Below are 24,353 nucleotides of genomic sequence, written 5' to 3'. Positions count from 1 at the left end.
AGTGCCGAGGCTTCCTGCTGCGAGGTGGCGTATATTACGCTTTCCTCCTTCGGAGTCAACTTCTTTTTGAGAAGTTTTTTCCGGCGATTCAGACAACTTCCTGAACCTCTAACACGCTGGCCTGTAAGCCGTTGTTCCGTGTCAGTGGAGGCGCAGTATAGGGATTTTCTGGCGGCTGACAAGGGCTAATTTTAAAAAGATGTGCGAATGTTGTTTTTTTGCCCAAAAGTGCTTCAGAGCGCTAGTTTTTCGAGCTTTTCAAACCCGTAGCGCTGCAAAACGGGCATTAATTGTACTGCCTGTTCCGTAATATCCATGCAGTAAGCGATATTACTATCTGTAGAAAAAGCTTCTGGCGATTCATTTTCTAATAACCAGACGGTACGGCGAGCAATCGCAGCACCAGAATCTATTAACCGGGTCCCTTCCGGCAACACCTGCTGGAGCTCTTCACTAATAAGAGGGAAATGCGTACATCCCAGCACGACCGTATCCGGTGGCTCCTTCATACGCAGCCAGGGTTGTAAAATCCGCCTCACCTCTTCTATCGCCACCGGTTTGCCGTGCAGTTTCGCTTCCGCCAGCTCGACCAGCTCCGCCGAACCCAGCATTTCCGTTTTGCACTCGCTGGCAAAACGAGCCACCAGCTCATGGGTATAAGGACGCTTTACCGTACCACGCGTCGCCAACAGGCCCACGATACCGTTACGTGTTAAACGCGCAGCGGGTTTGATCGCCGGCACAACGCCTACTACGGGGAAGGAAAACCGTTCGCGTAATGCAGGCAGGGTGACCGTGCTGGCCGAGTTACAGGCAATGACCACCAGCGCGAGGGGATAACGAAGCGTAACCGCTTCTACAATAGAGACAACCCGATCAACGATAAACTCTTCTGACTTTTCACCATAAGGAAAGGCAACGTTATCGAACGCGTAGAGATAGTGGAGATCCGGCAAAAGCTTGCGGATCTCATCATAGACCGAAAGCCCACCGACGCCGGAGTCAAAAACCAGCACGGTGGGGCGCGGATTAGAAGGTGTAGCTGCCGTTGAGGTAGTATTCCCGTCCAGGGGTTTCATAGCCATACACTGTCTCGTAGTCTTTATCGAACAGGTTGGCAATTCTACCACGAACAGTCAGATGGGATGTGATCGGATACGACACGGCGAGATCCCAAAGGCTGACTCCGCCCATTTTCACTGTAGGGTTGGGATAAACGTTGAAATCCTTATCATAGCGCTGGCCGAGATACTGATAGGTCACAGACCAGTCGAAGTCATATACCGTCCAGTCAAGCTGGTACTTGACCTGTTGTTTCGCACGGCGCAGTAAAATCTCATTGGTCGCACCGTTACGCGGGTCCAGATAGTCGAAGGAGACTTCATGGCTCAGCGGACCAGTATCGAAGGAAGCCGTTGCTTCAACGCCCTTGATCGTGGCTTTCGAGATATTGTAGTAACGGTAGGTCGTTGGATCGCTATCAACCAGATTGTCGATGTCATTACGATAGCCGGAGATATGCCACGTGACCGGACCAGTCAGTCCCTCAAATCCGGCTTCCCACTGCTTACTCTCTTCCGGCTTCAGGTCATCGTTGCCGTAGAAGTTGCTGTACAGCTGGGCCAAGTTTGGCGCTTTAAAGGCCGTACCGTAAGAAGCAATAAAGCGATAGCCTTCTACAAACTCCCAACCGGCGCTGGTCTGCCAGGTATTATGCCAGCCGAATTGGGAGTTATCATCACCGCGCACCGCGCCTTCAACGGTAAACTCACCGAACCGCTGCTGCCCGGTCAGATACAGGCCGGTATTACGAAGCTCGGTGCTGTTTGCCAGCGAGCTGGTGCCTGGTTCCGTGGTTTCCTTCTGCCAGTCGACGCCACCGCTAACGGCACCCTGCCCCACGGCGAACGTATTGCCCCACTGCACATTATACTGTTTGCTTTCATCCAGGGTCGTTGCGTCGCTATAACGCCCCAGGCGCGGATCGTAGTTGTAATCCTTGACGTGGCTGATACTGGCAACAAGCTGTGAAGAGTAGATACCCTGATTAAAGCGCAGCCCGGTGTCCCAGGTCTGGCTGTAGAGCTGGCGCGTATCGACTAACGAACCCGGTACGGTATAACCGTAACCGCTGTCATAACCAGTACGATTATCAAAACCGTATCCGCGCACGAAACCGCTGAACTGCTCGTTAAACTGGTGGTTCAACGCGCCGTACAGCGTTTTGCTCATAAAGCCATCGCGATCTGGCTGAGCCGGGCCGTAATCATTTGGATAACCGGCCTTCACGTCGAAACCACGGGTGTAGGTATAATCCCCGGCCAGCGTCACCTGGGTGTTTTCACCCAACATTTGCTGGGTGGAGCCGTTATAATTCTGGTAGCTGTTTGAACCCACCCCGGCTTCCAGCGTCGTACCTTCACCTTCACGCGTGGTGATAATGTTAACCACGCCGCCAATCGCATCGGAACCATAAACCGCAGAACGGGCACCGCGGATATACTCAACGCGCTGCACCAGAGCCAGCGGAATCTGGCTGATATCTGCAGAACCGGTGATACCGGCCTGATTCAGACGGATGCCGTCAATCAGCACCAGCACATGATTAGAGTTGGTGCCGCGAATAAACAGGCTGGTCTTTTGCCCCATCCCCCCTTGCTGTACGGCATCGACGCCGGGCAAGCGGCGCATCACATCACTCAGGCTTTTAGACTGCCAGCGATCGATTTCAGCGCGAGTCACAACGGTGGTCGGCGCAAGTACTGTATTGATCGGCTGCTGAAAGCGGTTTGCCGTTACAACCTGCGTATATTCTTTATTATCCTGTGCAAAGCCATACTGCGCCCAGAGTGCAATTGCCGTTGCGCTAAAGGCAAACAGCGATTTATTCATTTTTTTCATTGTATAGAGCATCCAAAAAACCAGCAGGATGCCGCAGGCTTACGATCGATAGCACGCGATGATCGTAATAATGCGACGTTAATCCGGCAGGTCTTCGGGCTCAGTGTCTTTAAAGGCAATGACTTCCCATCCTAAGACAGTGTCTGCTTGCGCGATTGCCATGACATTCTATACCGCTGCGCGTCAGCTCCAGATTTTCACTGGATTCCCTTTTAACTCATGGGGAGGCCGGAGAGCGCATTTTATGTATAACGCAATTGGAAGTCCAGACAGCTGGACATCCATAATGGCAATTCGTTCACAATGCTGGACATCAGATGTGGAATCCCTACAATCGCCCGGCTATCTCCGCCAAATATCCAGGAACCACTATGACGCCCGAACAGCTGCCCGTAGAACAATATGAAGATCAGCTTGCCGAAAAGGTAAACCGCCTGACGTCAATGATGTCAGCCTTTAACGCGCCCGAAGTTGAAATCTTTCGTTCGCCGGTCAGCCACTATCGGATGCGTGCCGAGTTTCGCGTCTGGCACGATGGTGATGATCTCTATCACATCATCTTCGATCAGCAAACGCGCGAAAGAATCCGCGTTGACAGCTTCCCGGCCGCCAGCGAGTTGATTAATCGCCTGATGCCAAGATTACTGGCTACGCTACGGAAAACACAGGCGCTGCGCTTTAAGCTGTTCCAGATTGACTACCTCTCTACGCAAAGCGGTCAGGTCGTGGTCTCCCTGCTGTATCACCGCAAGCTCGATGAAGTCTGGCAGCAGGCCGCCGAGCAGCTGCGCGATGCGCTGCGTGCAGAAGGATTTAACCTGCATCTGATTGGCCGCGCCACGAAAACCAAAATCTGTCTGGACCAGGATTTCGTGGATGAGTGCCTGACGGTGGATGGCCGGGAGATGATTTACCGCCAGGTCGAAAACAGCTTCACCCAGCCTAATGCTGCCATGAACGTGAAAATGCTGGAATGGGCGCTGGATACCACTCGTAACTCAAGCGGCGACCTGCTGGAACTGTACTGCGGCAACGGCAACTTCTCGCTGGCGCTGGCACGTAATTTCCGCCGGGTACTGGCTACCGAAATCGCCAAGCCTTCAGTCGCCTCGGCGCAGTACAATATTGCGGTGAATCAGATTGATAACGTACAGATCATTCGTATGGCGGCGGAAGAGTTCACCCAGGCGATGAACGGTGAAAGAAGTTTTAACCGTCTGGAAGGGATCGATCTGAAGAGCTACGAGTGTGAAACCATCTTTGTCGATCCGCCACGCAGCGGTCTGGATGATGAAACGGTGAAAATGGTGCAGGCCTATCCGCGCATCCTTTATATCTCCTGCAACCCTGAAACGCTGTGCAACAACCTCGCCACGCTATCGGCCACTCACGATGTGACCCGCCTGGCGCTGTTCGATCAGTTCCCGTATACCCACCATATGGAATGCGGCGTACTGCTGACCCGGCGTTAAACAATCAGGGCGATCGTTCGATCGCCCTGAAATTCAGCTGCTCTTACGCACCCGCCACTTGCTCACAATCCAGAACACCACCGCCACCATCAAGATGGTCGGGATAAAGTTCGAACCAATGTCCGGATACTCCGCCCGTACCATCGCGCTATACAACAGAATACCCAGCAGGAAGAATGCAGCGGCCAGCGACGGCATTCCGTCAGGCATTGAGCGATTCAGATAGCGCTGGTGCAGACTCCAGGCGGCGAGCACCAGGGCAATAATCGGGAACATTGAAAAGGGTACTATCGAGCTAAAAAGTGCAGAAAAACTGCCGTTAATGGAAAGTCCGGTTAAAAACGCCAGCAGCAGCGTTCCTTTGTCTCTGCCTGAAGCTAAACTCATGTCTCCACCTTTTTAATCGTTGGATGCCAGCGTCACAGCCAGTCTCTCCTGCTCACGGCGGTACCAGTAATATGCCCCTTTCGAGATCATACGCAGTTGCAGTACCAGCCGTTCTTCCAACTGACGACGCTGTCCGGCATCGATATCCAGTGCTTCTGCACCGGCGTTAAACACAATGATGACCATCGCTTCCGCCTGTGCTTCGGTGAAGCTGCGCGGCATGCGATTTTCCACTTCCAGATAATCCGCCAGTTCGGCGATAAAATGCTGTATTTCCCGGGCGACGGCGGCGCGGAAGGCGGCGGATGTCCCTGAGCGCTCACGCAGCAAAAGCCGAAAGGCGTTAGGGTTATCGCCGATAAACTCCATGAAAGTCGACACGGAAGTGCGAATAACGCTGCCGCCTTTGGCAATACGCTGACGCGCTTGTCGCATTAGTTGACGAAGCATTAAGCCACTTTCGTCTACCATGGTTAACCCCAGTTCATCTACATCACGAAAGTGACGATAAAATGACGTTGGGGCAATGCCCGCCTCTCTGGCCACCTCGCGCAGACTCAGGCTGGCAAAGCTACGCTCGGCACTTAGCTGGCTGAATGCCGCCTCGATAAGTGACCGCCGTGTACGTTCTTTTTGCTGCGCTCTGACGCCCATTTTTATGCCTGTTTAGCCTGCAAGTGGGCACTATAGCAAAAATTTCAGCGTACAGTGCCGCAAACTTTGTGACCGCCTGTTAACCTGGAAATTTGGCAAATGGTGGCAAAAAAAGCGGTAAGAATTGGGAAGTTGGCCGCTGGATGTTAGAATATCGTTGTAAAATTGTTTTATAAAATAGGACGTATTGGTATGCAACAGTCTTATGATTACGACGCCATAATTATTGGTTCAGGCCCGGGCGGTGAAGGTGCTGCCATGGGGCTGGTGAAACAGGGAGCGCGAGTCGCAGTGATCGAGCGCTACCACAATATCGGCGGCGGATGTACACATTGGGGAACGATTCCGTCGAAAGCACTGCGCCATGCCGTTAGCCGCATTATCGAATTTAACCAGAACCCACTGTATAGCGACCACTCACGTCTCCTTCGCTCCTCCTTTGCCGACATTCTCAACCACACCGAGAACGTAATTAGTCAGCAAACCCGTATGCGCCAGGGATTCTACGAACGAAATCACTGTGAGATGTTCCAGGGGGATGCGCGTTTTGTTGATGCCAACACCATTGAAGTCGAAAGCCATGACGGCACCACGGAACGCCTGACCGCTGAAAAATTTGTGATCGCCTGTGGTTCACGCCCTTATCACCCACCGGATGTCGACTTTACCCATCCACGGGTTTACGACAGCGATTCGATCCTCAACCTTCACCATGAGCCAGGCCATGTCATTATCTATGGTGCCGGGGTCATTGGCTGTGAATACGCTTCGATCTTCCGTGGGCTGAACGTCAAAGTCGATTTGATTAACACCCGCGACCGTCTGCTGGCCTTCCTCGACCAGGAAATGTCAGATTCTCTCTCATACCACTTCTGGAACAGCGGCGTAGTGATTCGCCATAACGAAGAGTTCGAGAAAATCGAAGGGGTTGAAGATGGCGTGATTATGCATCTGAAATCCGGTAAAAAGCTGAAAGCGGACTGCCTGCTGTACGCCAACGGACGCACCGGTAACACCGACTCGCTGTCGCTGGAAAATGTCGGGCTGAAGGCCGATGGCCGTGGGCTGCTGAAGGTCAACAGCATGTATCAGACCGCACAGCCGCATATCTACGCGGTGGGCGATGTGATTGGCTACCCAAGCCTGGCTTCTGCCGCCTACGATCAGGGGCGCATTGCGGCACAGGCCCTGATGAAAGGCGAAGCCAACGCACACCTGATTGAGGATATCCCTACCGGTATCTACACCATTCCGGAAATCAGCTCCGTGGGTAAAACCGAGCAGCAGCTGACGGCGATGAAAGTGCCGTATGAAGTGGGCCGCGCACAGTTCAAACATCTGGCACGCGCGCAGATTGTCGGGATGAACGTCGGCAGCCTGAAGATCCTGTTCCATCGCGAAACCAAAGAGATCCTCGGCATTCACTGCTTTGGTGAACGTGCCGCCGAGATTATTCATATCGGTCAGGCGATTATGGAGCAGAAAAACGGTGGCAACACGATCGAGTACTTTGTGAATACCACCTTCAACTACCCGACTATGGCCGAAGCCTATCGGGTGGCGGCGCTAAACGGCTTAAATCGCCTGTTTTAATCCGCCAATCATCACGCCCTGCATATGTGTTCGGATCGCCTCTGCCAGCTGTTCATAACGGCCGCGCAGGGGCGAACCCGGACGATAAACCAGGGCAATGGTGCGCTGTGGTTCAGGCTTGTAGCAGGGCAGATAGCATACGCCATCACGCACCCGCTCTTTCGGTACGGCCAGCGCAGGTAACAGCGTAATTCCGCTGCCCGCCGCCACCATGTTACGTAGCGTTTCCAGACTGGTCGCGCGGAAATGCGTATCCTCATCGGCACCGGCCTGGAAGCAGAAGCCCATCGCCTGATCGCGCAGGCAGTGACCATCTTCCAGCATCAGTAGCTTTTCACCGGCCAGATCCGACATCGGCACACGATCGCGATCGTGCCACGGGTGATCCTGATATACCGCCAGCTTCATCGGCTCATCAAACAGCGGCACTTCAATAAACGCTTCCGACTCTTTGACCAGAGCAAGAATGGCACAGTCCAGCTTGCCGCTGTCAAGCTGCGCCAGCAGCTGCTGGGTTTGCGCCTCGTGCAGATACATCTCCAGCTTGGGGAACGTTTTATGCAGCGACGGAATAATCTGCGGCAGCAGATAAGGGCCCACGGTAGGGATCAGCCCGATATGCAGCGGACCGGACATAGCCTCGCCCTGCTGGCTGGCCATCTCCTTCAGCACCTTGACTTCACGCAGAACGGTGCGCGCCTGATCCACCAGCAGAAGCCCCGCCTGGGTAAACAGCACCTTACGGCTGGTGCGCTCAAGCAGCATAACGCCCAGTTCATCTTCCAGCTTGCGGATCTGTCCGCTCAGGGTCGGCTGGCTTACATGACAGGCATCCGCTGCACGACGAAAATGACGATGCTCCGCCAGCGAAACCAGATACTCAAGATCACGAATATTCATCTTATCCTCCAGACCACGATAGTCCGTGGCGATAGATAGGATAGCAATCAACGATTAGCCCTATCAACCCTCGATCACAATAATGTGTCCGTACACAAATAGCACACCCGAAAATTAAACGATGAGGTCTTTACATGTTTGCAAGTCAGGAAGGTAAATCCATCCCACAGGTCACTTTTCACACGCGTCAGGGCGACAGCTGGGTCGATGTCACCACTGATGAGCTGTTCAAAGACAAAACGGTGATTGTCTTCTCTCTGCCGGGTGCGTTTACTCCAACCTGTTCGTCCAGCCATTTGCCACGCTACAACGAGCTGGCCGGCGTGTTTAAAAGCCACGGCGTGGACAGCATTCTCTGCGTGTCCGTTAACGACACCTTCGTGATGAATGCGTGGAAAGCCGATCAGCATGCCGAGCACATCAACTTTATTCCCGACGGCAACGGTGAGTTCACCCGCGGTATGGAGATGCTGGTAGAGAAAGCCGATCTCGGCTTCGGCCCGCGCTCATGGCGCTATTCAATGCTGGTGCGTAACGGCGTGGTGGTCAAAATGTTCGTTGAACCAAACAAGCCGGGTGACCCGTTTGAAGTCTCCGATGCCGATACCATGCTGCGCTACGTTGCGCCGGAGTTTAAGGTACAGGAGTCCGTATCACTGTTCACCAAGCCCGGCTGCCCGTTCTGCACCAAAGCGAAACAGATGCTGCTGGACCGCGGTATCCAGTATGAAGAAATTGTACTGGGCCAGGATGCCACCACCGTAAGCCTGCGCGCCATGACCGGCCGCGCTACCGTGCCTCAGGTGTTTATTGGCGGGCGCCATATCGGCGGCAGCGATGATTTAGAAAAGTTTTTTGCCGCCTGAATGACGGACTGATTTCGCTGGCTGAACGCTTCATTAATTGAGCGGCGATGTCGACAGGTTAGCTTAGCCATTAAAAAAGCCGCGGCCTGACCAGGCAGCGGCTTTCTCATATCTAAACGATATCGCGGTGGCTTAACGCCGTTGAGTATCAGCCCAGGCGCTGTTTCGCTTCAGTAATGGCCAGCGAAACCTGATGCGGAGACACACCGCCTTTCGCATTACGCTTATCCAGGCAGGATTGCAGCGACAGCACAGGATAGACATCTTCGCCAATCACGCTGCTGAACTTCTGCAGGTCAGCCAGTGCCAGCGCTTCCAGCGCAACGCCCTGATTGATCGCTTCCACTACCGCTTCACCGACGATATGGTGCGCTTCGCGGAACGGTACGCCTTTCGCAACCAGATAATCCGCCAGCTCGGTAGAGTTCGCATAGCCCTGCTCTGCCGCGTCCTGGCAGCGCGGACGTTTTACCTGAATGCCGTCCAGTACCAGCGTGGCCATATGCAGACAGTCATACCAGGTATCCAGCGCATCAAACAGGCCTTCTTTATCTTCCTGCATGTCTTTGTTATACGCCAGCGGCAGGCCTTTCAGCGTCATGCTCATGGCGGTCAGTGCGCCCTGTACGCGGCCCACTTTGCCACGGATCAGCTCCAGCGCATCCGGGTTTTTCTTCTGCGGCATCAGCGAAGAGCCGGAGGTCACACGGTCGGACAGCTCTACGAAGCCCGCTTCGCCGGTATTGAAGAAGATCAGATCTTCCGCAAAGCGCGACAGGTGAATCATGCCGATCGAGGCATCGGACATCAGCTCCAGCACGTGGTCGCGGTCGGATACAGTATCCAGACTGTTACGGGTCGCGGAGGCAAAGCCTAACCAGCCCGCCAGCTGCTCGCGATCGATCTCATAGGCGGTTCCCGCCAGCGCACCACAGCCCAGCGGGCTGACGTCCAGGCGCTTCAGCGTATCCTGCAGACGGCTTTCATCGCGGGCCAGCATTTCAACATACGCCAGGCACCAGTGCGCAAACGTCACCGGCTGCGCACGCTGCAGGTGGGTATAACCCGGCATTACCGCGTCCTGGTTTGCTTCGGCGGTGGCTACCAGCGCCTGCTGGAACTGACGAGTTGCGGCCAGCAGTTCACTGACCTGCAGTTTGCACCACAGCTTCAGGTCGGTTGCGACCTGATCGTTACGGCTACGGCCGGTATGGAGTTTTTTACCCAGCGCGCCGACCTTATCGATCAGTTTGCCTTCCACCCAGCTGTGAATATCTTCGGCGTCGCTTTCCACAATCTGCTGCGGATTCGCGCGCACTTCTTCCAGCAGAACATTCAGCGCGCTCTCCAGCTGCTGCTGCTCTTCTGAGGTTAATACATTGACCGTCACCAGCGCTTTGGACCAGGCAACGGAACCGATAATGTCCTGCTCTGCCAGACGATAGTCGAAGCGCAGTGAGTCATTAAACAGTTTGAAACGTTGATCTGCTGCCTGCGTAAACCGTCCACCCCAAAGTGCCATGCTCAGTACTCCATTCAGAATTTATGCAAGAGGCGGCACGGATGCCGCACTCTGGAAATCATGCAGGGGCGAGGCACACCCCACCCACCGCAACAGATTATTTTTTCTCGTTCAGCGCACGGATGCGTGAAGAGAGGGAGAACAGACGGATAAAGCCGCCCGCGTGACGGTGATCGTACACTTCGTCTTCGCCGAAGGTGGCGAACTCTTCAGAGTACAGGCTGTTAGCGGATTTCTTCTGAATCGCGGTAACCTGGCCTTTGTACAGCTGCAGTACCACCTCGCCGTTCACTTCTTCAGCCAGCGCTTCTGCTGAAGCCTGCAGAGATTTACGCAGCGGTGCGAACCAGCGGCCATCGTAAACAACGTAGGACATTTCCAGGCCCAGCTGCTCACGCCATTTGAAGCTGTCGCGGTCCAGAACCAGCTGCTCAACGGCACGCAGCGCGTTAACCATGATGGTGCCGCCAGGGGTTTCGTAGCAGCCGCGAGACTTAATACCGACCAGACGGTTTTCTACGATATCGATACGACCCACGCCGTGGCGCGCACCGATCGCATTCAGTTTGTCCAGGCAGCCGAATGGCGTTAACGCTTCACCGTTAACCGCAACTACGCGACCTTTCTCAACGGAAATGGTCACCTGCTCAGGCTGATCCGGCGCTTCCAGCGGATCGACGGTCCACACCCAGCAATCTTTGTTCGGTGCGTTCCAGGGGCTTTCCAGCACGCCGCCCTCGGTAGAGATGTGCCATGCGTTTTCATCACGGCTGTAGATTTTTTCCAGCGACGCGGTGGTCGGGATGTTGCGCTCTTTCAGATAGTCCAGCAGCGCTTCACGGGAACGCAGGTTCCACTCACGCCATGGTGCAACCACTTTCAGCTGTGGAGCCAGCGCGGTGTAGGTGGTTTCGAAACGAACCTGGTCGTTACCTTTACCGGTTGCGCCGTGGCACAGCGCGTCTGCGCCCACTTTCAGCGCCAGCTCAACCTGCGCTTTAGCGATGATTGGACGCGCCATAGAGGTACCCAGCAGGTAGGTGCCTTCATACAGAGCGCCGGTTTGCAGCACCGGGTAAACGTATTCGCTGATGAACTCTTCACGCAGGTCAACCACATGGCACTCGGACGCACCGGACTGCAGCGCTTTCTGCTCAACGCCTTCCAGATCGCCACGCTCCTGGCCGATATCGGCGACGAAAGCCACCACTTCACAGCCGCCGTAGTTCTCTTTCAGCCATGGAATAATCGCCGAAGTATCCAGGCCGCCGGAGTAAGCCAGTACGATTTTTTTGATGCTTTTGTCTTGCATGATGATTCCTTGAAAACGTTTCTAATTAAGCGAGGATACGGGTGCCAATGGACACGCCGTTAAATAAGGTTGGCAGCTGCTCAGCATGACGCCAGCTGGCGATGTCCACCGGGCGGCCCAGGGTACGGGCGGCATCCAGTGCGGCATTCACCTTGACGATCATTCCATCGGTAATCACACCGTCGGCGATCAGCTGCTCGGCTTTTTCAGCCGTCATCTCTTCAATTCGCTGCTTGTTGGCATCGAGGATACCGCTCACGTCGGAGAGCAGAATCAGATCGGCCCCCAGCGTCGCGGCCAGCGCCGTCGCAGCCTGATCGGCATTGACGTTCATCAGCAGGCCATCCTGGGTGATGCCGATTGAGCTGACAACCGGCAGGAAACCTGCGCCCAGCAGCGTATTAATCAGCACCGGTGAACCCGGGGTAGCCTGTCCCACATGGCCAAGTTCTTCATCAAACTGAGCAACATTAACACTTCCGCCGTCGCCCAGACACAGGCCAACGGCATCAATACCGTGTTTTTTCGACCAGGCTAGCAAAGTTTTGTTAGCAGTACCGGCCAGCGCACCGGTAATGATATCGATCTGGTCGGCAGGCGTTACGCGCAGGCCGTTTTTCTTTTTCACCGGCAGGGACAGCTTGCTCATCAATTCATCCACCAGACAGCCGCCGCCGTGCACAATCAGCAGCTGACGCGAATGGGCAGCACGATAGCTCACCAGCGCATCGAACAGACGCTCCAGCGCCTCTTCACTATCCAGCAGCACACCACCCAGTTTGATAATTAACGGATTGGTCATCAGAGAGTAACTCGCTTTAAAAATGTGACTACGTTGCAGAATGCGGTTATGTTCACTTTGGCTGTCCAAGCCAAATGGTGGAAAAATTATCGGTTTCCATCCGCACGTCGATAATGTATTTTTATTCACTATTAATGCATGAATATTGATACTATCCTAACTCAAGGACTGTCAACAGTGAAGACAAAATTACCACCTTTTATTGAGATATACCGCCAGCTGATTGCTACGCCATCAATCAGCGCCACCGACAGCGCGCTCGATCAGAGTAATGAAACTTTAATCAATTTGCTTGCGGGCTGGTTCCGCGATATTGGCTTCACTGTTGAAGTTCAGCCGGTTCCCGGCACGCGTAATAAATTCAATATGTTAGCTAAAAGTGGCCTCGGTGCAGGCGGACTGCTGCTGGCCGGTCATACGGACACCGTGCCGTTCGACGATGGCCGCTGGACGCGCGACCCGTTTACCCTGACCGAGCACGACAACAAACTGTACGGGCTGGGCACGGCCGACATGAAAGGCTTCTTTGCTTTCATCTTAGATACGCTGCGTGAAGTTGATGTGTCCGCGCTGAAAAAACCGCTGTATATCCTGGCAACGGCGGATGAAGAAACCACCATGGCCGGAGCCAAGTTCTTCTCAGAAACCACCAGCCTGCGCCCTGACTGCGCCATTATCGGCGAGCCAACCTCGCTGAAGCCGGTACGCGCTCATAAAGGCCACATTTCCAACGTGATCCGTATCCAGGGCCAGTCCGGCCACTCCAGCGATCCGGCACGCGGCGTTAACGCCATTGAGCTGATGCACGAATCCATTACTCAGTTGATGGAGCTGCGTAATACGCTGAAAACGCGCTATAACCACAGCGGCTTCGCCATTCCTTACCCAACAATGAACTTCGGCCATATCAACGGCGGCGACGCGGCAAACCGCATCTGCGCCTGCTGTGAACTGCATATGGATATCCGCCCGCTGCCGGGGCTGACGTTGAGCGATCTCGACGGGCTGCTGAATGAGGCGCTGGCGCCGGTCAGCGCACGCTGGCCTGGCCGCCTGACGGTGGGTGAGCTGCATCCGCCGATTCCGGGCTATGAGTGCCCGCGCGAACATCAGCTGGTACAGGTGGTGGAAAAACTGCTCGGCACCGAAACCGAGGTGGTGAACTACTGTACCGAAGCGCCATTTATTCAGGAAATCTGCCCGACGCTGGTGTTAGGACCGGGTTCGATTAACCAGGCACATCAGCCGGATGAATTTATCGATACGGCATTTATCAAACCGACCCGCGAATTGATCGCCCAGGTCGTGCATCATTTTTGCTATCACTAAGGTGAGAAATGGGGCAATCAACTGCAAAAACAGCTGTTTGCCTCTGATTTCGATTATTCGGGACGATAAGAATAACTTATCTCGCTCCGGTGTAATTAAATTTCATAAATTCTCGTTATTTAGCGGCACGATACGGCAAATTTAAGTCAATTGACGAATGGTTATTAACGTGGCTAGATAAAAGGCTGCGTTATACCCACAAGGGTGAAATAAAGTTACAAGTACAAGAAAGAGGGTGTCAGGGGTCATATGAACGAACAATATTCCGCAATGCGAAGTAATGTCAGTATGCTCGGCAAGCTGCTCGGGGATACCATCAAGGATGCACTGGGAGAGAACATTCTCGATCGGGTGGAAACTATCCGTAAGCTCTCTAAGTCATCACGTGCGGGAAATGATGCCCACCGTCAAGAGCTGTTATCAACGCTGCAAAATCTGTCCAACGATGAGCTGCTGCCGGTTGCACGCGCGTTCAGTCAGTTCCTGAATCTGACCAACGTTGCCGAGCAGTACCACACCATTTCGCCAAAGGGCGAAGGGGCAAATCATCCGGAGATGCTGGCGAAAACCTTTGAACGCCTGAAGCAACAGCCGGACCTGACCGAAGCTAACATTCGCGAGGCGATTGAATCCCTGTCGCTGGAATTAGTTCTGACCGCTCACCCAACGGAAATCACCCGTCGTACGCTGATCCACAAACTGGTTGAAGTGAACAACTGCCTTAAGCAGCTGGATCACAACGATCTTTCTGACTATGACCGTGCACAAATCATGCGCCGCCTACGCCAGCTGGTTGCGCAGGCCTGGCACACCGATGAAATTCGCAAATATCGCCCGTCGCCGATTGATGAAGCCAAATGGGGCTTTGCGGTGGTCGAAAACAGTCTGTGGGAAGGTGTGCCTAACTTCCTGCGTGAGTTAAACGAGCAGGTTGAAGAATCCTTCGGCTACACGCTGCCGGTTGATTTCGTACCGGTGCAGTTCACCTCCTGGATGGGCGGTGACCGCGACGGTAACCCGAACGTGACCGCCGATATTACTCGCCACGTGCTGCAGCTGAGCCGCTGGAAAGCCACCGACCTGTTCCTGCGCGATATCGCCGTGCTGATCTCCGAGCTGTCGATGTCCGAATGTACGCCGGAAGTACGCGAGCTGTGCGGCAATCCAGAAGCGTTGGAGCCGTACCGCGAGATTATGAAAAATCTTCGCAGCCAGCTGACCAGCACCCAATCCTACCTGGCGCGCCGTCTGAAAGGCGAGCGTTTACCGCGTCCGGCAGACCTGCTGATCTCCAACGATCAGCTGTGGGAACCGCTGCACACCTGCTACCAGTCACTACAGGCCTGTGGTATGGGCATTATCGCCAACGGCCAGCTGCTGGACACCATGCGCCGCGTGAAATGCTTCGGCGTTCCACTGGTGCGTATCGATCTGCGTCAGGAAAGCACCCGTCATACCGAAGCCATCGCTGAAATCACCCGCTACCTGGGCCTTGGCGACTACGAAAGCTGGTCAGAATCCGACAAGCAGGCCTTCCTGATCCGCGAACTGAACTCCAAACGTCCGCTGCTACCGCGTAACTGGGAGCCAAGCGCCGACACCAAAGAAGTGCTGGATACCTGCCGCGTGGCTGCCGATGTACCGAAAGGCTCGATCGCCGCTTACGTTATTTCGATGGCGAAAACGCCGTCCGACGTGCTGGCCGTCCACCTGCTGCTGAAAGAAGCCGGAATTACTTACACCCTGCCGGTAGCCCCGCTGTTTGAAACCCTGGACGACCTGAATAACGCTAACGATGTGATGAGCCAGCTGCTGAATATCGACTGGTATCGCGGCATCATTCAGGGCAAGCAGATGGTGATGATTGGCTATTCGGATTCCGCGAAAGATGCGGGTGTGATGGCTGCAAGCTGGGCACAGTATCAGGCCCAGGATGCGCTGATCAAAACCTGTGAGAAAGCCGGAATTACCCTGACGCTGTTCCACGGGCGCGGCGGCAGTATCGGCCGTGGCGGTGCCCCTGCGCACGCTGCCCTGCTATCTCAGCCTCCGGGCAGCCTGAAAGGCGGCCTGCGCGTCACCGAACAGGGCGAGATGATTCGCTTTAAGTTTGGCCTGCCGGAAGTCACCATCAGCAGCCTGTCGCTGTACACCGGTGCAATTCTGGAAGCCAACCTGCAGCCACCACCGGAACCTAAAGCCGAATGGCGCAGCATCATGGATCAGCTGTCCGATGTGTCCTGTAAAATGTATCGCGGCTACGTGCGCGAACATGCTGACTTCGTCCCTTACTTCCGTTCGGCCACGCCGGAGCTGGAGCTGGGTAAACTGCCACTGGGTTCCCGCCCGGCGAAGCGTCGCCCGACCGGTGGCGTAGAGTCACTGCGTGCCATTCCGTGGATCTTTGCCTGGACGCAGAACCGCCTGATGCTGCCAGCCTGGCTGGGTGCCGGTGCCGGTCTGCAAAAGGCAATGGAAGAAGGCCATCAGGAACAGTTGGAAACCATGTGCCGCGACTGGCCGTTCTTCTCAACCCGCCTGGGCATGCTGGAGATGGTGTTCTCCAAAGCGGACCTGTGGCTGGCGGAATACTACGATCAGCGTCTGGTGGATGAGTCTCTGTGGCCGTTGGGCAAACAGCTGCGTGACCAGCTGGATTCCGATATCAAAGCGGTACTGACCATCGCCAACGACTCGCATCTGATGGCCGACCAGCCGTGGATTGCCGAATCTATCGCGTTGCGTAACGTCTATACTGACCCGCTGAACGTGCTGCAGGCAGAACTACTGCACCGCTCGCGCCAGCAGGAAGCCAACGGCGGCGAAGTGGATGCGCACGTTGAACAGGCCCTGATGGTGACTATCGCCGGCGTGGCAGCAGGTATGCGTAACACCGGCTAGGTTGCAAGGGCGGAGACCCCGCCCGGTTTAACGCATCGCCGATGTAAAAACAGGACGCTCAGCGTCCTGTTTTTTTGCATGCTATAACCCGGTTTACAGCATATCAGCCCACGTTGGCATTCACGCCAGGGCGAACGCCCAGCGTATGGCAGATGGCGTAGCTCATCTCCGCGCGGTTCAGCGTATAGAAATGGAAGTCTTTCACCCCTTCACGGCTCAGGATTTTCACCATATCCATCGCAATATTGGCACCCACCATTTTGCGCGTTTCAGCATCATCATCCAGCCCTGCAAACATGCTGGTCATCCAGCCCGGCACGCGCACGTTGGTCATAGTGGCAAAGCGCTGCAGCTGTTTGAAGTTGGATACCGGCAGAATACCCGGCACAATCTCAACATCAATCCCGGTGGACACGCAGCGGTCACGGAAGCGCAGGTAACTTTCCACATCGAAGAAGAACTGGGTAATCGCCCGATTCGCACCGGCATCGATTTTACGCTTCAGGTTAATCAGGTCAGCCTGAGCGCTTTTCGCTTCAGGATGCACTTCCGGGTAGGCCGCAACGGAAATATCAAAATCACCCACCTCTTTCAGCAGCGCTACCAGGTCTGCCCCGTACATTTCAGGCTTGCCGCTGCCCGGAGGCAGATCGCCGCGCAGAGCAACGATATGGCGGATGCCGTTATTCCAGTAGTCCTGCGCAATGGTACGCAGTTCTTCACGAGTGGCATCGACACAGGTCAGATGCGGTGCGGCTTCCAGACCGGTGCGATCTTTAATGCCTTTAATGATGCTGTGGGTGCGGTCGCGCTCGCCGGAGTTGGCTCCGTAGGTGACGGAGACAAACTTCGGCTTCAGGCTGCTCAGACGATCGATAGAGCTCCAGAGGGTATTTTCCATTTCAGCGGTGCGCGGCGGGAAGAACTCAAAAGAGACATTAATCTGTCCGTTTATCTCGGCAAGACTCTGATTTAGTGCTTCGCGCTGATTTGCATGGAAAAAACTCATACCCGTTACCTCATCGATCGCTATTGATTCTATCGCTGCCGTTAAACGTCTATCCATTTAGACGTCCAGACATTCAAAATGACGGAAATTGTACATTCAGTCAACAGTTAAATGATGACATGCCGTGACAAATCCTCAACGAAGATGAGGGAAATTCATGATGCGAACGGAAGTGATATTTAGCGGCTCAGTTCGACGGGATAACAGGGGATATCACCCTTTTGAGCGATACTGCTGGATGAAGGGTGAAGAGTGGATGAATGGGATCTATGGATACATTGCCTGACGAACCCTGATGCATACGGCCGCCGAAGGCATACTTCCAATTTTACCCAGCTTTGCAGGCATCCATGCCTGCTTGAGTTCTTTCATTCAACAGAGCGTGCTGATGATATTCGGCCACCAGCACGCTGTTAACACTACAGCAGCTGCGCCAGCCGGTTAAGATCCGACTGAATGGCTCCGGCGGTCACATCGCGACCGGCACCAGGGCCACGGATCACCAACGGGTTGTCGCGATACCAGCGGCTTTCAATCGCAAAGACGTTATCGCACGGCAGCAGCGCGGCGAGCGGATGATCGGCGCGGACGGCCTCCACGCCAACGCGGGCCTTACCGTTGGCATCAAAGCGTGCCACGTAGCGCAGCACCAGTCCCATCTCCTGAGCCGCCTCGTAGCGCTGCAGCATTTGCTCGTTGAGCGCATCGCCGTTTTCGAAGAAATGATCCACCGAGCCAGCCTGGCAGCCCGCCGGAACCAGCGACTCTACGCGAACCTGATCCGGTTCGATGTCATAACCGGCTTCACGCGCCAGGATCACCAGCTTACGCATCACATCCTGGCCGGACAGATCGACACGCGGATCTGGCTCGGTCAGCCCCTGCTGCCATGCCTGGTCCACCAGCTCGGTAAACGGCACCGTGCCGTCAAACTGCAGGAACAGCCAGGAAAGCGTGCCGGAGAAAATGCCACTGATCGCCAGAATACTGTCACCGCTTTCACGCAGGTCACGCACCGTATGATTCACCGGCAGTCCGGCCCCCACGGTGGCGTTGTAAAGCCACTGACGGCCGGTTTTCGCAAAAGCATCGCGAATTTGACGATACGCGTCGCTGCTGGATGCGCCAGCCACCTTGTTTGCACCAATCACATGGAAACCGTAGCTGGCGAAATCCAGATACTGAGCGGCCAGCGATTCACTGGCAGTAACGTCCAGCACCACCAGGTCATCAAACGGGTGAGCCCGCATCCACAGAAACAGCGACTCCTGATCCTGCTCCACCGCTTCCTCTTCAAAGAAAGCCAGTGCCCGACTGGCTTCCAGCCCGTCGTAGCTCAGCAGACTGCGGCGGCTGTCCACCACGCCCGCTAAAATAAATTCAAAACCGGTGCGCGCGGAAAGTGTTTCCTGCTCGCGAGCGAACAGTTCCAGCCAGCGCGAACCGATATTACCTTTACCAAACAGCACCAGCCCGATGCGCTTCTCCGCACGGAACAGGGTCTGATGCAGGCCGCGAATCAAATGCTCGGTCGGACCAACGCGCAGTACCGCCACCAGGCTGATACCCTCTTCCGACTGCCAGATAAACTCGACCGGCTGATCTTTCATCTGCTGCCAGAAGCGGTGGCTGTGCAGCGGATTGCGGCACACGCCCGCCCCCACCATCGCCACTAGCGCCATCCCTTCCCGCAGCTGTAAGCGTCCGGGCAGAGCCGCATCTTCCAACAGCGTCAGTGCACTGTTGACGACCTCTGACGTGTAGCACAGCTGAAGCAGATTGCGATCGGGGTGAGCTCCCGTCGCCAGCGGACGAACCTGGGCGCGTTTGAGCAGATGGTCGATTTCCTTATGTACCTTCGCAAAGTCATGATGCGCAGGCACATGGAACTCAATCAGACAAACATCATCATGGCTGGTCACAATGCGCGCCCCGGTCCCGGAGGCCAGAACGCGTTCAATACGGGTTGAGCCCTGTTCAGGCTGATAGCTACAGCGCAGTTGCAGATCGATATCGCTATTGGATACCGGCTGCAGTGTACGCGTGTGCAACACCGGTGCGGCGAGACGTGCCAGTTCGCTGGCTTCGTCCAGACGCAGCAGCGGCAGCAGGCAGGCATCCTTCACTTTCCGCGGGTCAGCACTGTAAACACCGGCCACATCGCTCCAGATCGTTACGCGTGACACGCCGGCCAGTGAACCAATCTGGGTTGCAGAATAGTCACTGCCGTTGCGCCCCAGCAGCACCGTTTCACCGGCATCGTTGGCGCAGATAAAACCCGTGACGACGAGACGCTGCGAGGGATGCTGAGCGATAAGTTGCTGAAGCAGCAGCAATGATTTGCCTTCATCTACCTGCGGCTGTGCAGCGCGCTCGGCACGCAGAAAATCGCGCGCATCCAGCCAGCTGGCATCAATATCGCGCTGTCTCAGCACGGCCGACATCAGCCGTGCTGACCAGATTTCACCGTGCCCGACCACCTCTGCATAAACGACATCATTGATGACGCCGTCGAGCAGCGCGGCCAGTTTTTCCAGATCGTGAATAAATTCAGCAATGAGCGGGTCAGCGGTTTCCGGCGGTAACAGGCTGCTAATCAGCTCGCTCTGATAACGACGCAGAGCCTGCTGTACCTGATGCGCAGACAGCCGATCGCTCTGACTCAGTTTGAGCCAGCTGATCAACTGGTTAGTGGTGCTTCCTGCCGCAGAAACGACCATCAGGTCGCCCGGCTGGCTGTACTCCGCCATGATACCGGCAACGCGCTGATAGCATTTGGCATCCGCCAGGCTACTGCCACCAAATTTGTGCAACTGCCGTGAACTGCCCACCTCTGCCACTGCTGAATGACTCATGCTTACCTCTTGGCCGCAATCTGGAATGCATTATCCAGATCGGCGATTAAATCTTCGTGATCCTCAATTCCTACCGAAATACGCAGCAGCGTCTCGGAAATTCCTGCCGCGGCACGAGCTTCTGCCGACATTCCGGCATGCGTCATCGTTGCAGTATGCGAAATCAGGCTTTCCACGCCACCCAGCGACTCCGCCAGGGTAAACAGCTCCAGCGCCTTGAGGAAACGGCGCAGCGTTGCTTCATCGCCATCAAACTCAAAGCTTAACATCGCGCCAAAGCCTTTCTGCTGCTTCACCGCGAACTGATGTCCTGCGTTTTCCGGCAGAGAAGGATGATACAACTTTTTCACCAGCGGTTGTTGTTTCAGATACTCAACAATCGCCAGTGCATTACGCTGTGCCGCCGCGATACGTGGATTAAGCGTGCGCAGACCGCGCAGCAGCAGGTAGCTGTCAAATGCCGCGCCGGTCACGCCAATATTATTCGCCCACCACGCAAGATCGGTCGCATGCTGCGGATCTTTTGAAATCACCGCGCCGGCAACCACATCAGAGTGGCCGTTAAGGTATTTAGTACAGGAATGGAGCACCAGGTCTGCGCCCAACGCCAGCGGATTCTGCAGCGCAGGGCTGAGGAACGTGTTATCCACCACGCTGATCGCACCGGCTTCTTTCGCCGCCTGACAGATCGCAGCAATATCCACCACGCGCAGCAGCGGGTTGCTCGGGCTTTCAATCAGCACCAGCTTCGGCTTCTCAGCCAGCGCAGCCTGAAGCGCAGCTTCATCACCCTGATCGACAAACTTAACGCGATAGGCACCGCGTTTGCTCAGGCTGTCAAACAGGCGATAGCTGCCGCCGTAACAGTCGTGTGGAGCCACCAGCAGGTCGCCCGGCTTCAGGAATACGGTACACACCAGATGTACCGCCGCCATGCCAGTATTGGTCAGTACCGCACCCACGCCGCCTTCCAGTTCTGCCAGCGCACGCTGCACTACATCACGGGTCGGATTCCCACGGCGCGAATAGTCGTGCGCGCGCGGTTGGTTGAAATCGAGAAAGTTATAGGTGCTGGAAAGGTGAATCGGTGGGACAACGCAGCCATATTGCTCGTCATCATTCAATCCGCTGCGCACTGCGATGGTTGCCTGTTTACGCGTCATGGTGCATAAATTCCTGCTGAAAAGAGAGAAGGGCTATAGAGTAAACAGGGCAGCTATAGACGTCAATACATCTGGACATCTAAATGTCTTTGCGTATAGATTGAGCAATGGGCCAATAACCGCTAAAATTATGCCGATATCCCCTACAGAAAGTTGTGTTATCGCAGTGTGATACACACCAACTTCGGGCATAATTGGCCGAATTTCGGCATTTCTCATCTAAATTTTGATAATGACTAAGGTAACCCATGGCTGAATGGAACGGCGAATATATCAGCCCTTACGCTGAACACGGTAAGAAGAGCGAACAGGTTAAGAAAATCACGGTATCTATTCCGTTGAAAGTACTTAAAATTTTGACCGACGAACGCACCCGTCGCCAGGTCAACAACCTGCGTCATGCCACCAACAGCGAACTGCTGTGTGAGGCATTCCTGCATGCCTTCACCGGTCAGCCTCTGCCTGATGATGTGGATCTGCGTAAAGAGCGCAGCGACGAGATCCCTGAAGAAGCAAAAGCGATTATGCGGGAAATGGGCGTCGATCCTGACACCTGGGAGTATTAACCCGCCGCAAACAGCTCGGTTATTCGGTCGAGCACCTGATTTAAAATCGGGTGCCCGGCCTGCCCCGGCTGCCAGATGGCTACCATCGTATGCACTATCCCGCTGTTACCCATTTCGGTTTCAATCCGCTCAATATGACTTTTCCTGCCTTCCAGTAAATGTACCGGCAGAAAGGCCCAGCCTGCGCCATTGCCCAGCAGGGATTCCAGCAGCATCGCATCATTCACAAACTGCACGCGATCGGCGATCTGTAAGCGACGCGCCAGATGGTCTTCCAGACCCTTATTCGGGATCAGCTGATTGCAGGCCGTCAGCGACAGCTGGCTGACGGGCCGATGCGTGAATAGCGAGGGGCTGGCATATACCCCCATTTCGATACTGCCCACCGCCCGCCACTTAAAGCGCTCACTGACGGATTTGTTGACCGCCTGATAGATGCCAATATCACTTTCGCCTTTTTGCAGCGCCTGCTCGGCCTCCTGGCGGTCCTGATAACAGAGATTAAGTTGCACCCCCTGCCGACGGCATTCCTCTGCCAGCGTGGCCAGCAGCGTACGCGGCGTGAAAATGTCATAGCTGAGAGTCAGTGTTTGGGGTGCTTGCTTTTGCTGCTGCATCGCCAGATAGCTGAATGCCTGCGCTTCGTGTAAAAACAGCCTTGCCCGGCGATAAAGCAGGCCGCCGCGCTCGGTCAGCGCAAACGGCCGACAGTGCCGATCGAACAGTGCATAGCCCAGATCCAGTTCCAGATAGTCCAGCAGCTCGCTGACGGTAGTACGATCTTTGTTCATCCGCTTAGCGGCGTGCGTAATGCTGCCGGACTCCACCACGCAGGCAAATGCTTCGATTTGCGCCAGTGAAAAATTGATTGCCATAAGCTCCCTGCTTAAAAAATACCGAAGGGGGAAAATCCCTCAGTTGTCGACTCTTTCCTTTTAAACGTGCTGGCTATGCTGGCCATCAGTGAGCAAAAGGAGAAATAAGATGAATAAAACATTATCCAGCCTGGTGGCTGTAGCAATGGGTGCATCCCTGGCCATCGCGACCATAGGCAGCGCCAGCGCCTGCACCCGCGCATTTTTAAATACCTATCCGGGCTATATGGTCAGCGCACGTAATCTTGATTTCTTCGGCCCGGTCGATCCTTCCCTGGTGATTACTCCACGAGGAATTGAGCACACAGGCAGTGACGGCCCAGGAGCGAAACAGTGGAAAACACGCTACGGCAGTGTAGTCATTTACGCTGACGGTGTTTTTCCAATGGATGGCATGAATGAGAAAGGCCTGGCGGGACACACGCAATATTACACCAACGGGAAGCAGGTCCAGGCGGATAACAAGGATAAGCCCGAACTCGATAGCCGCGCATGGCTCAGCTATCTACTGGACAATTTCGCCACGGTTGATGAAGCGGTGAAGGGTTTAGAAGATGTTCGTCTGGTCGCCAAAAAGCTGCCGATTGATTACGCATCGGATACGAAACATATCGCGTTGGAAGACGTCACCGGTGACTCTGCAATCATTGAAATCGACAACGGTAAGGTCAACATTTACCACAACCGCGACTATCGTGTGATGACCAATCCGCCGTCATACGATCGCCAGCTGGCAAATCTGAAAAAATACCAGGGTGTCGACGAAAACCACATTCCCGGTACGCAAAGCGCGGAAGACCGTTTTGTACGTACCAGTATTGGTGTAAAAAATATCCCGCAGCCGGATAATAAAGCACAGGCTCAGGGATTTATTCTGTCGGTAGTCAACAATGCGGCATTCCCGATTAACTACCCGGACGCCAGCGATCCGATGGTGAAATCGATCACCGATGCGTACGCAAAATATTCGAAGTTCCCACAGGAGAATAAAGGTACGTCAACCTACTGGACGACCATTGCCGATCTCAGCCACGGTGAATATCACTTTAAATCGGTCTTCGCACCGTCAGAGGTGATGGTAAAACTGGGAGAGATTAACTTCTCGGCGGGCCAGCCGGTCAAACGTATTGACCATCTGCAAAACTATGCCCAAAAAGGCTGGCAGGGTGACGTGCTGAAATACGCGAAGTCCTCCTGATTCCGGAGACAAAAAAACCAGCCTGAGCTGGTTTTTTTGTTCGTGCAT

At 54.8% G+C, this 24,353-nt stretch carries 19 protein-coding genes and 1 riboswitch; of the genes, 7 read left to right on the top strand and 12 right to left on the bottom strand.

Annotation, left to right across the window (positions count from 1 at the left end):
- Window positions 1-233: 233 nt before the first annotated feature.
- A complete protein-coding gene (murI, locus tag OMR58_RS22020; protein WP_264546916.1) occupies window positions 234-1,085 on the bottom strand; it encodes a glutamate racemase in 852 nt (283 codons plus the stop codon).
- A complete protein-coding gene (gene btuB, locus OMR58_RS22015; RefSeq protein ID WP_264546915.1) occupies window positions 1,030-2,901 on the bottom strand; it encodes a TonB-dependent vitamin B12 receptor BtuB in 1,872 nt (623 codons plus the stop codon). The genes murI and btuB overlap by 56 nt, the downstream gene beginning before the upstream one ends.
- 67 nt (window positions 2,902-2,968) lie before the next feature.
- Window positions 2,969-3,149, bottom strand: a riboswitch (cobalamin riboswitch).
- 123 nt (window positions 3,150-3,272) lie between these two features.
- Here btuB and trmA point away from each other — a divergent pair.
- Window positions 3,273-4,373 (top strand): tRNA (uridine(54)-C5)-methyltransferase TrmA, encoded by a 1,101-nt coding sequence (gene trmA / locus OMR58_RS22010; protein WP_264546914.1) that lies wholly within the window; start codon window positions 3,273-3,275, stop codon window positions 4,371-4,373.
- A gap of 33 nt (window positions 4,374-4,406) precedes the next feature.
- Here the strand turns inward: trmA and OMR58_RS22005 are convergent, their stop codons facing one another.
- A complete protein-coding gene (locus OMR58_RS22005) occupies window positions 4,407-4,760 on the bottom strand; it encodes a YijD family membrane protein (RefSeq protein WP_105594511.1) in 354 nt (117 codons plus the stop codon).
- 12 nt (window positions 4,761-4,772) lie between these two features.
- Window positions 4,773-5,414 (bottom strand): HTH-type transcriptional repressor FabR, encoded by a 642-nt coding sequence (gene fabR / locus OMR58_RS22000; protein WP_105594510.1) that lies wholly within the window; start codon window positions 5,412-5,414, stop codon window positions 4,773-4,775.
- A gap of 192 nt (window positions 5,415-5,606) precedes the next feature.
- Here fabR and sthA point away from each other — a divergent pair, with 192 nt between their 5' ends.
- Window positions 5,607-7,007, top strand: coding sequence for a Si-specific NAD(P)(+) transhydrogenase (gene sthA, locus OMR58_RS21995; protein WP_200563844.1), 1,401 nt, complete (start codon window positions 5,607-5,609; stop codon window positions 7,005-7,007).
- On the opposite strand, the gene oxyR is transcribed toward sthA, so the two are convergent.
- Window positions 6,990-7,907 (bottom strand): DNA-binding transcriptional regulator OxyR, encoded by a 918-nt coding sequence (gene oxyR, locus OMR58_RS21990; protein WP_105594509.1) that lies wholly within the window; start codon window positions 7,905-7,907, stop codon window positions 6,990-6,992. The genes sthA and oxyR overlap by 18 nt on opposite strands.
- A gap of 134 nt (window positions 7,908-8,041) precedes the next feature.
- On the opposite strand from oxyR, the gene OMR58_RS21985 reads away from it, so the two are divergent.
- A complete protein-coding gene (locus OMR58_RS21985; RefSeq protein ID WP_200563846.1) occupies window positions 8,042-8,773 on the top strand; it encodes a redoxin family protein in 732 nt (243 codons plus the stop codon).
- A 148-nt stretch (window positions 8,774-8,921) separates the two neighbouring features.
- Here the strand turns inward: OMR58_RS21985 and argH are convergent, their stop codons facing one another.
- The 3 genes from argH to argB all read right to left on the bottom strand — a co-directional run bounded on the left by argH (window position 8,922) and on the right by argB (window position 12,409).
- Window positions 8,922-10,295: an argininosuccinate lyase gene (gene argH, locus OMR58_RS21980; RefSeq protein ID WP_264546913.1), complete on the bottom strand. Its 1,374-nt coding sequence runs from the start codon at window positions 10,293-10,295 to the stop codon at window positions 8,922-8,924.
- A 97-nt stretch (window positions 10,296-10,392) separates the two neighbouring features.
- The gene (locus OMR58_RS21975; RefSeq protein WP_105594505.1) at window positions 10,393-11,607 is read right to left on the bottom strand and encodes an argininosuccinate synthase; all 1,215 of its coding nucleotides are present in this window, start codon (window positions 11,605-11,607) and stop codon (window positions 10,393-10,395) included.
- Between the two features lie 25 nt (window positions 11,608-11,632).
- Window positions 11,633-12,409 carry an acetylglutamate kinase gene (gene argB, locus OMR58_RS21970; RefSeq protein WP_105594504.1) on the bottom strand — a complete coding sequence of 259 codons (777 nt, stop codon included), beginning with the start codon at window positions 12,407-12,409 and terminating at the stop codon, window positions 11,633-11,635.
- Window positions 12,410-12,586: 177 nt separating this feature from the next.
- Here argB and argE point away from each other — a divergent pair, with 177 nt between their 5' ends.
- Window positions 12,587-13,738 carry an acetylornithine deacetylase gene (gene argE, locus OMR58_RS21965; protein ID WP_105594503.1) on the top strand — a complete coding sequence of 384 codons (1,152 nt, stop codon included), beginning with the start codon at window positions 12,587-12,589 and terminating at the stop codon, window positions 13,736-13,738.
- Window positions 13,739-13,987: 249 nt separating this feature from the next.
- Window positions 13,988-16,639 carry a phosphoenolpyruvate carboxylase gene (gene ppc, locus OMR58_RS21960; protein ID WP_264546912.1) on the top strand — a complete coding sequence of 884 codons (2,652 nt, stop codon included), beginning with the start codon at window positions 13,988-13,990 and terminating at the stop codon, window positions 16,637-16,639.
- Window positions 16,640-16,742: 103 nt separating this feature from the next.
- On the opposite strand, the gene metF is transcribed toward ppc, so the two are convergent.
- The 3 genes from metF to metB all read right to left on the bottom strand — a co-directional run bounded on the left by metF (window position 16,743) and on the right by metB (window position 21,666).
- Window positions 16,743-17,648 (bottom strand): methylenetetrahydrofolate reductase, encoded by a 906-nt coding sequence (gene metF, locus OMR58_RS21955; RefSeq protein ID WP_105594501.1) that lies wholly within the window; start codon window positions 17,646-17,648, stop codon window positions 16,743-16,745.
- Between the two features lie 419 nt (window positions 17,649-18,067).
- Complete coding sequence (locus tag OMR58_RS21950) at window positions 18,068-20,503, bottom strand: bifunctional aspartate kinase/homoserine dehydrogenase II (protein ID WP_105594500.1); 2,436 nt, start codon at window positions 20,501-20,503, stop codon at window positions 18,068-18,070.
- Window positions 20,504-20,505: 2 nt separating this feature from the next.
- Window positions 20,506-21,666: a cystathionine gamma-synthase gene (metB, locus tag OMR58_RS21945; RefSeq protein ID WP_105594499.1), complete on the bottom strand. Its 1,161-nt coding sequence runs from the start codon at window positions 21,664-21,666 to the stop codon at window positions 20,506-20,508.
- A 248-nt stretch (window positions 21,667-21,914) separates the two neighbouring features.
- On the opposite strand from metB, the gene metJ reads away from it, so the two are divergent.
- Window positions 21,915-22,232 carry a met regulon transcriptional regulator MetJ gene (gene metJ, locus OMR58_RS21940; protein WP_013200201.1) on the top strand — a complete coding sequence of 106 codons (318 nt, stop codon included), beginning with the start codon at window positions 21,915-21,917 and terminating at the stop codon, window positions 22,230-22,232.
- On the opposite strand, the gene OMR58_RS21935 is transcribed toward metJ, so the two are convergent.
- Entirely contained in the window at window positions 22,229-23,107 is an 879-nt protein-coding gene (locus tag OMR58_RS21935) for a LysR family transcriptional regulator (protein WP_105594497.1), read from the bottom strand. The genes metJ and OMR58_RS21935 overlap by 4 nt on opposite strands.
- A 109-nt stretch (window positions 23,108-23,216) precedes the next feature.
- Between OMR58_RS21935 and OMR58_RS21930 the strand changes: the two genes are divergently transcribed.
- Window positions 23,217-24,305, top strand: a complete 1,089-nt coding sequence (locus OMR58_RS21930) for a linear amide C-N hydrolase (RefSeq protein ID WP_264546911.1) — start codon at window positions 23,217-23,219, stop codon at window positions 24,303-24,305.
- The last annotated feature ends 48 nt before the right edge of the window (window positions 24,306-24,353 follow it).

The organism is Erwinia sp. INIA01 (assembly GCF_025947915.1).
GTDB classification, from domain to species: Bacteria; Pseudomonadota; Gammaproteobacteria; order Enterobacterales; family Enterobacteriaceae; genus Erwinia; species Erwinia coffeiphila.
This window is presented reverse-complemented; position numbering and strand designations above follow the sequence as displayed.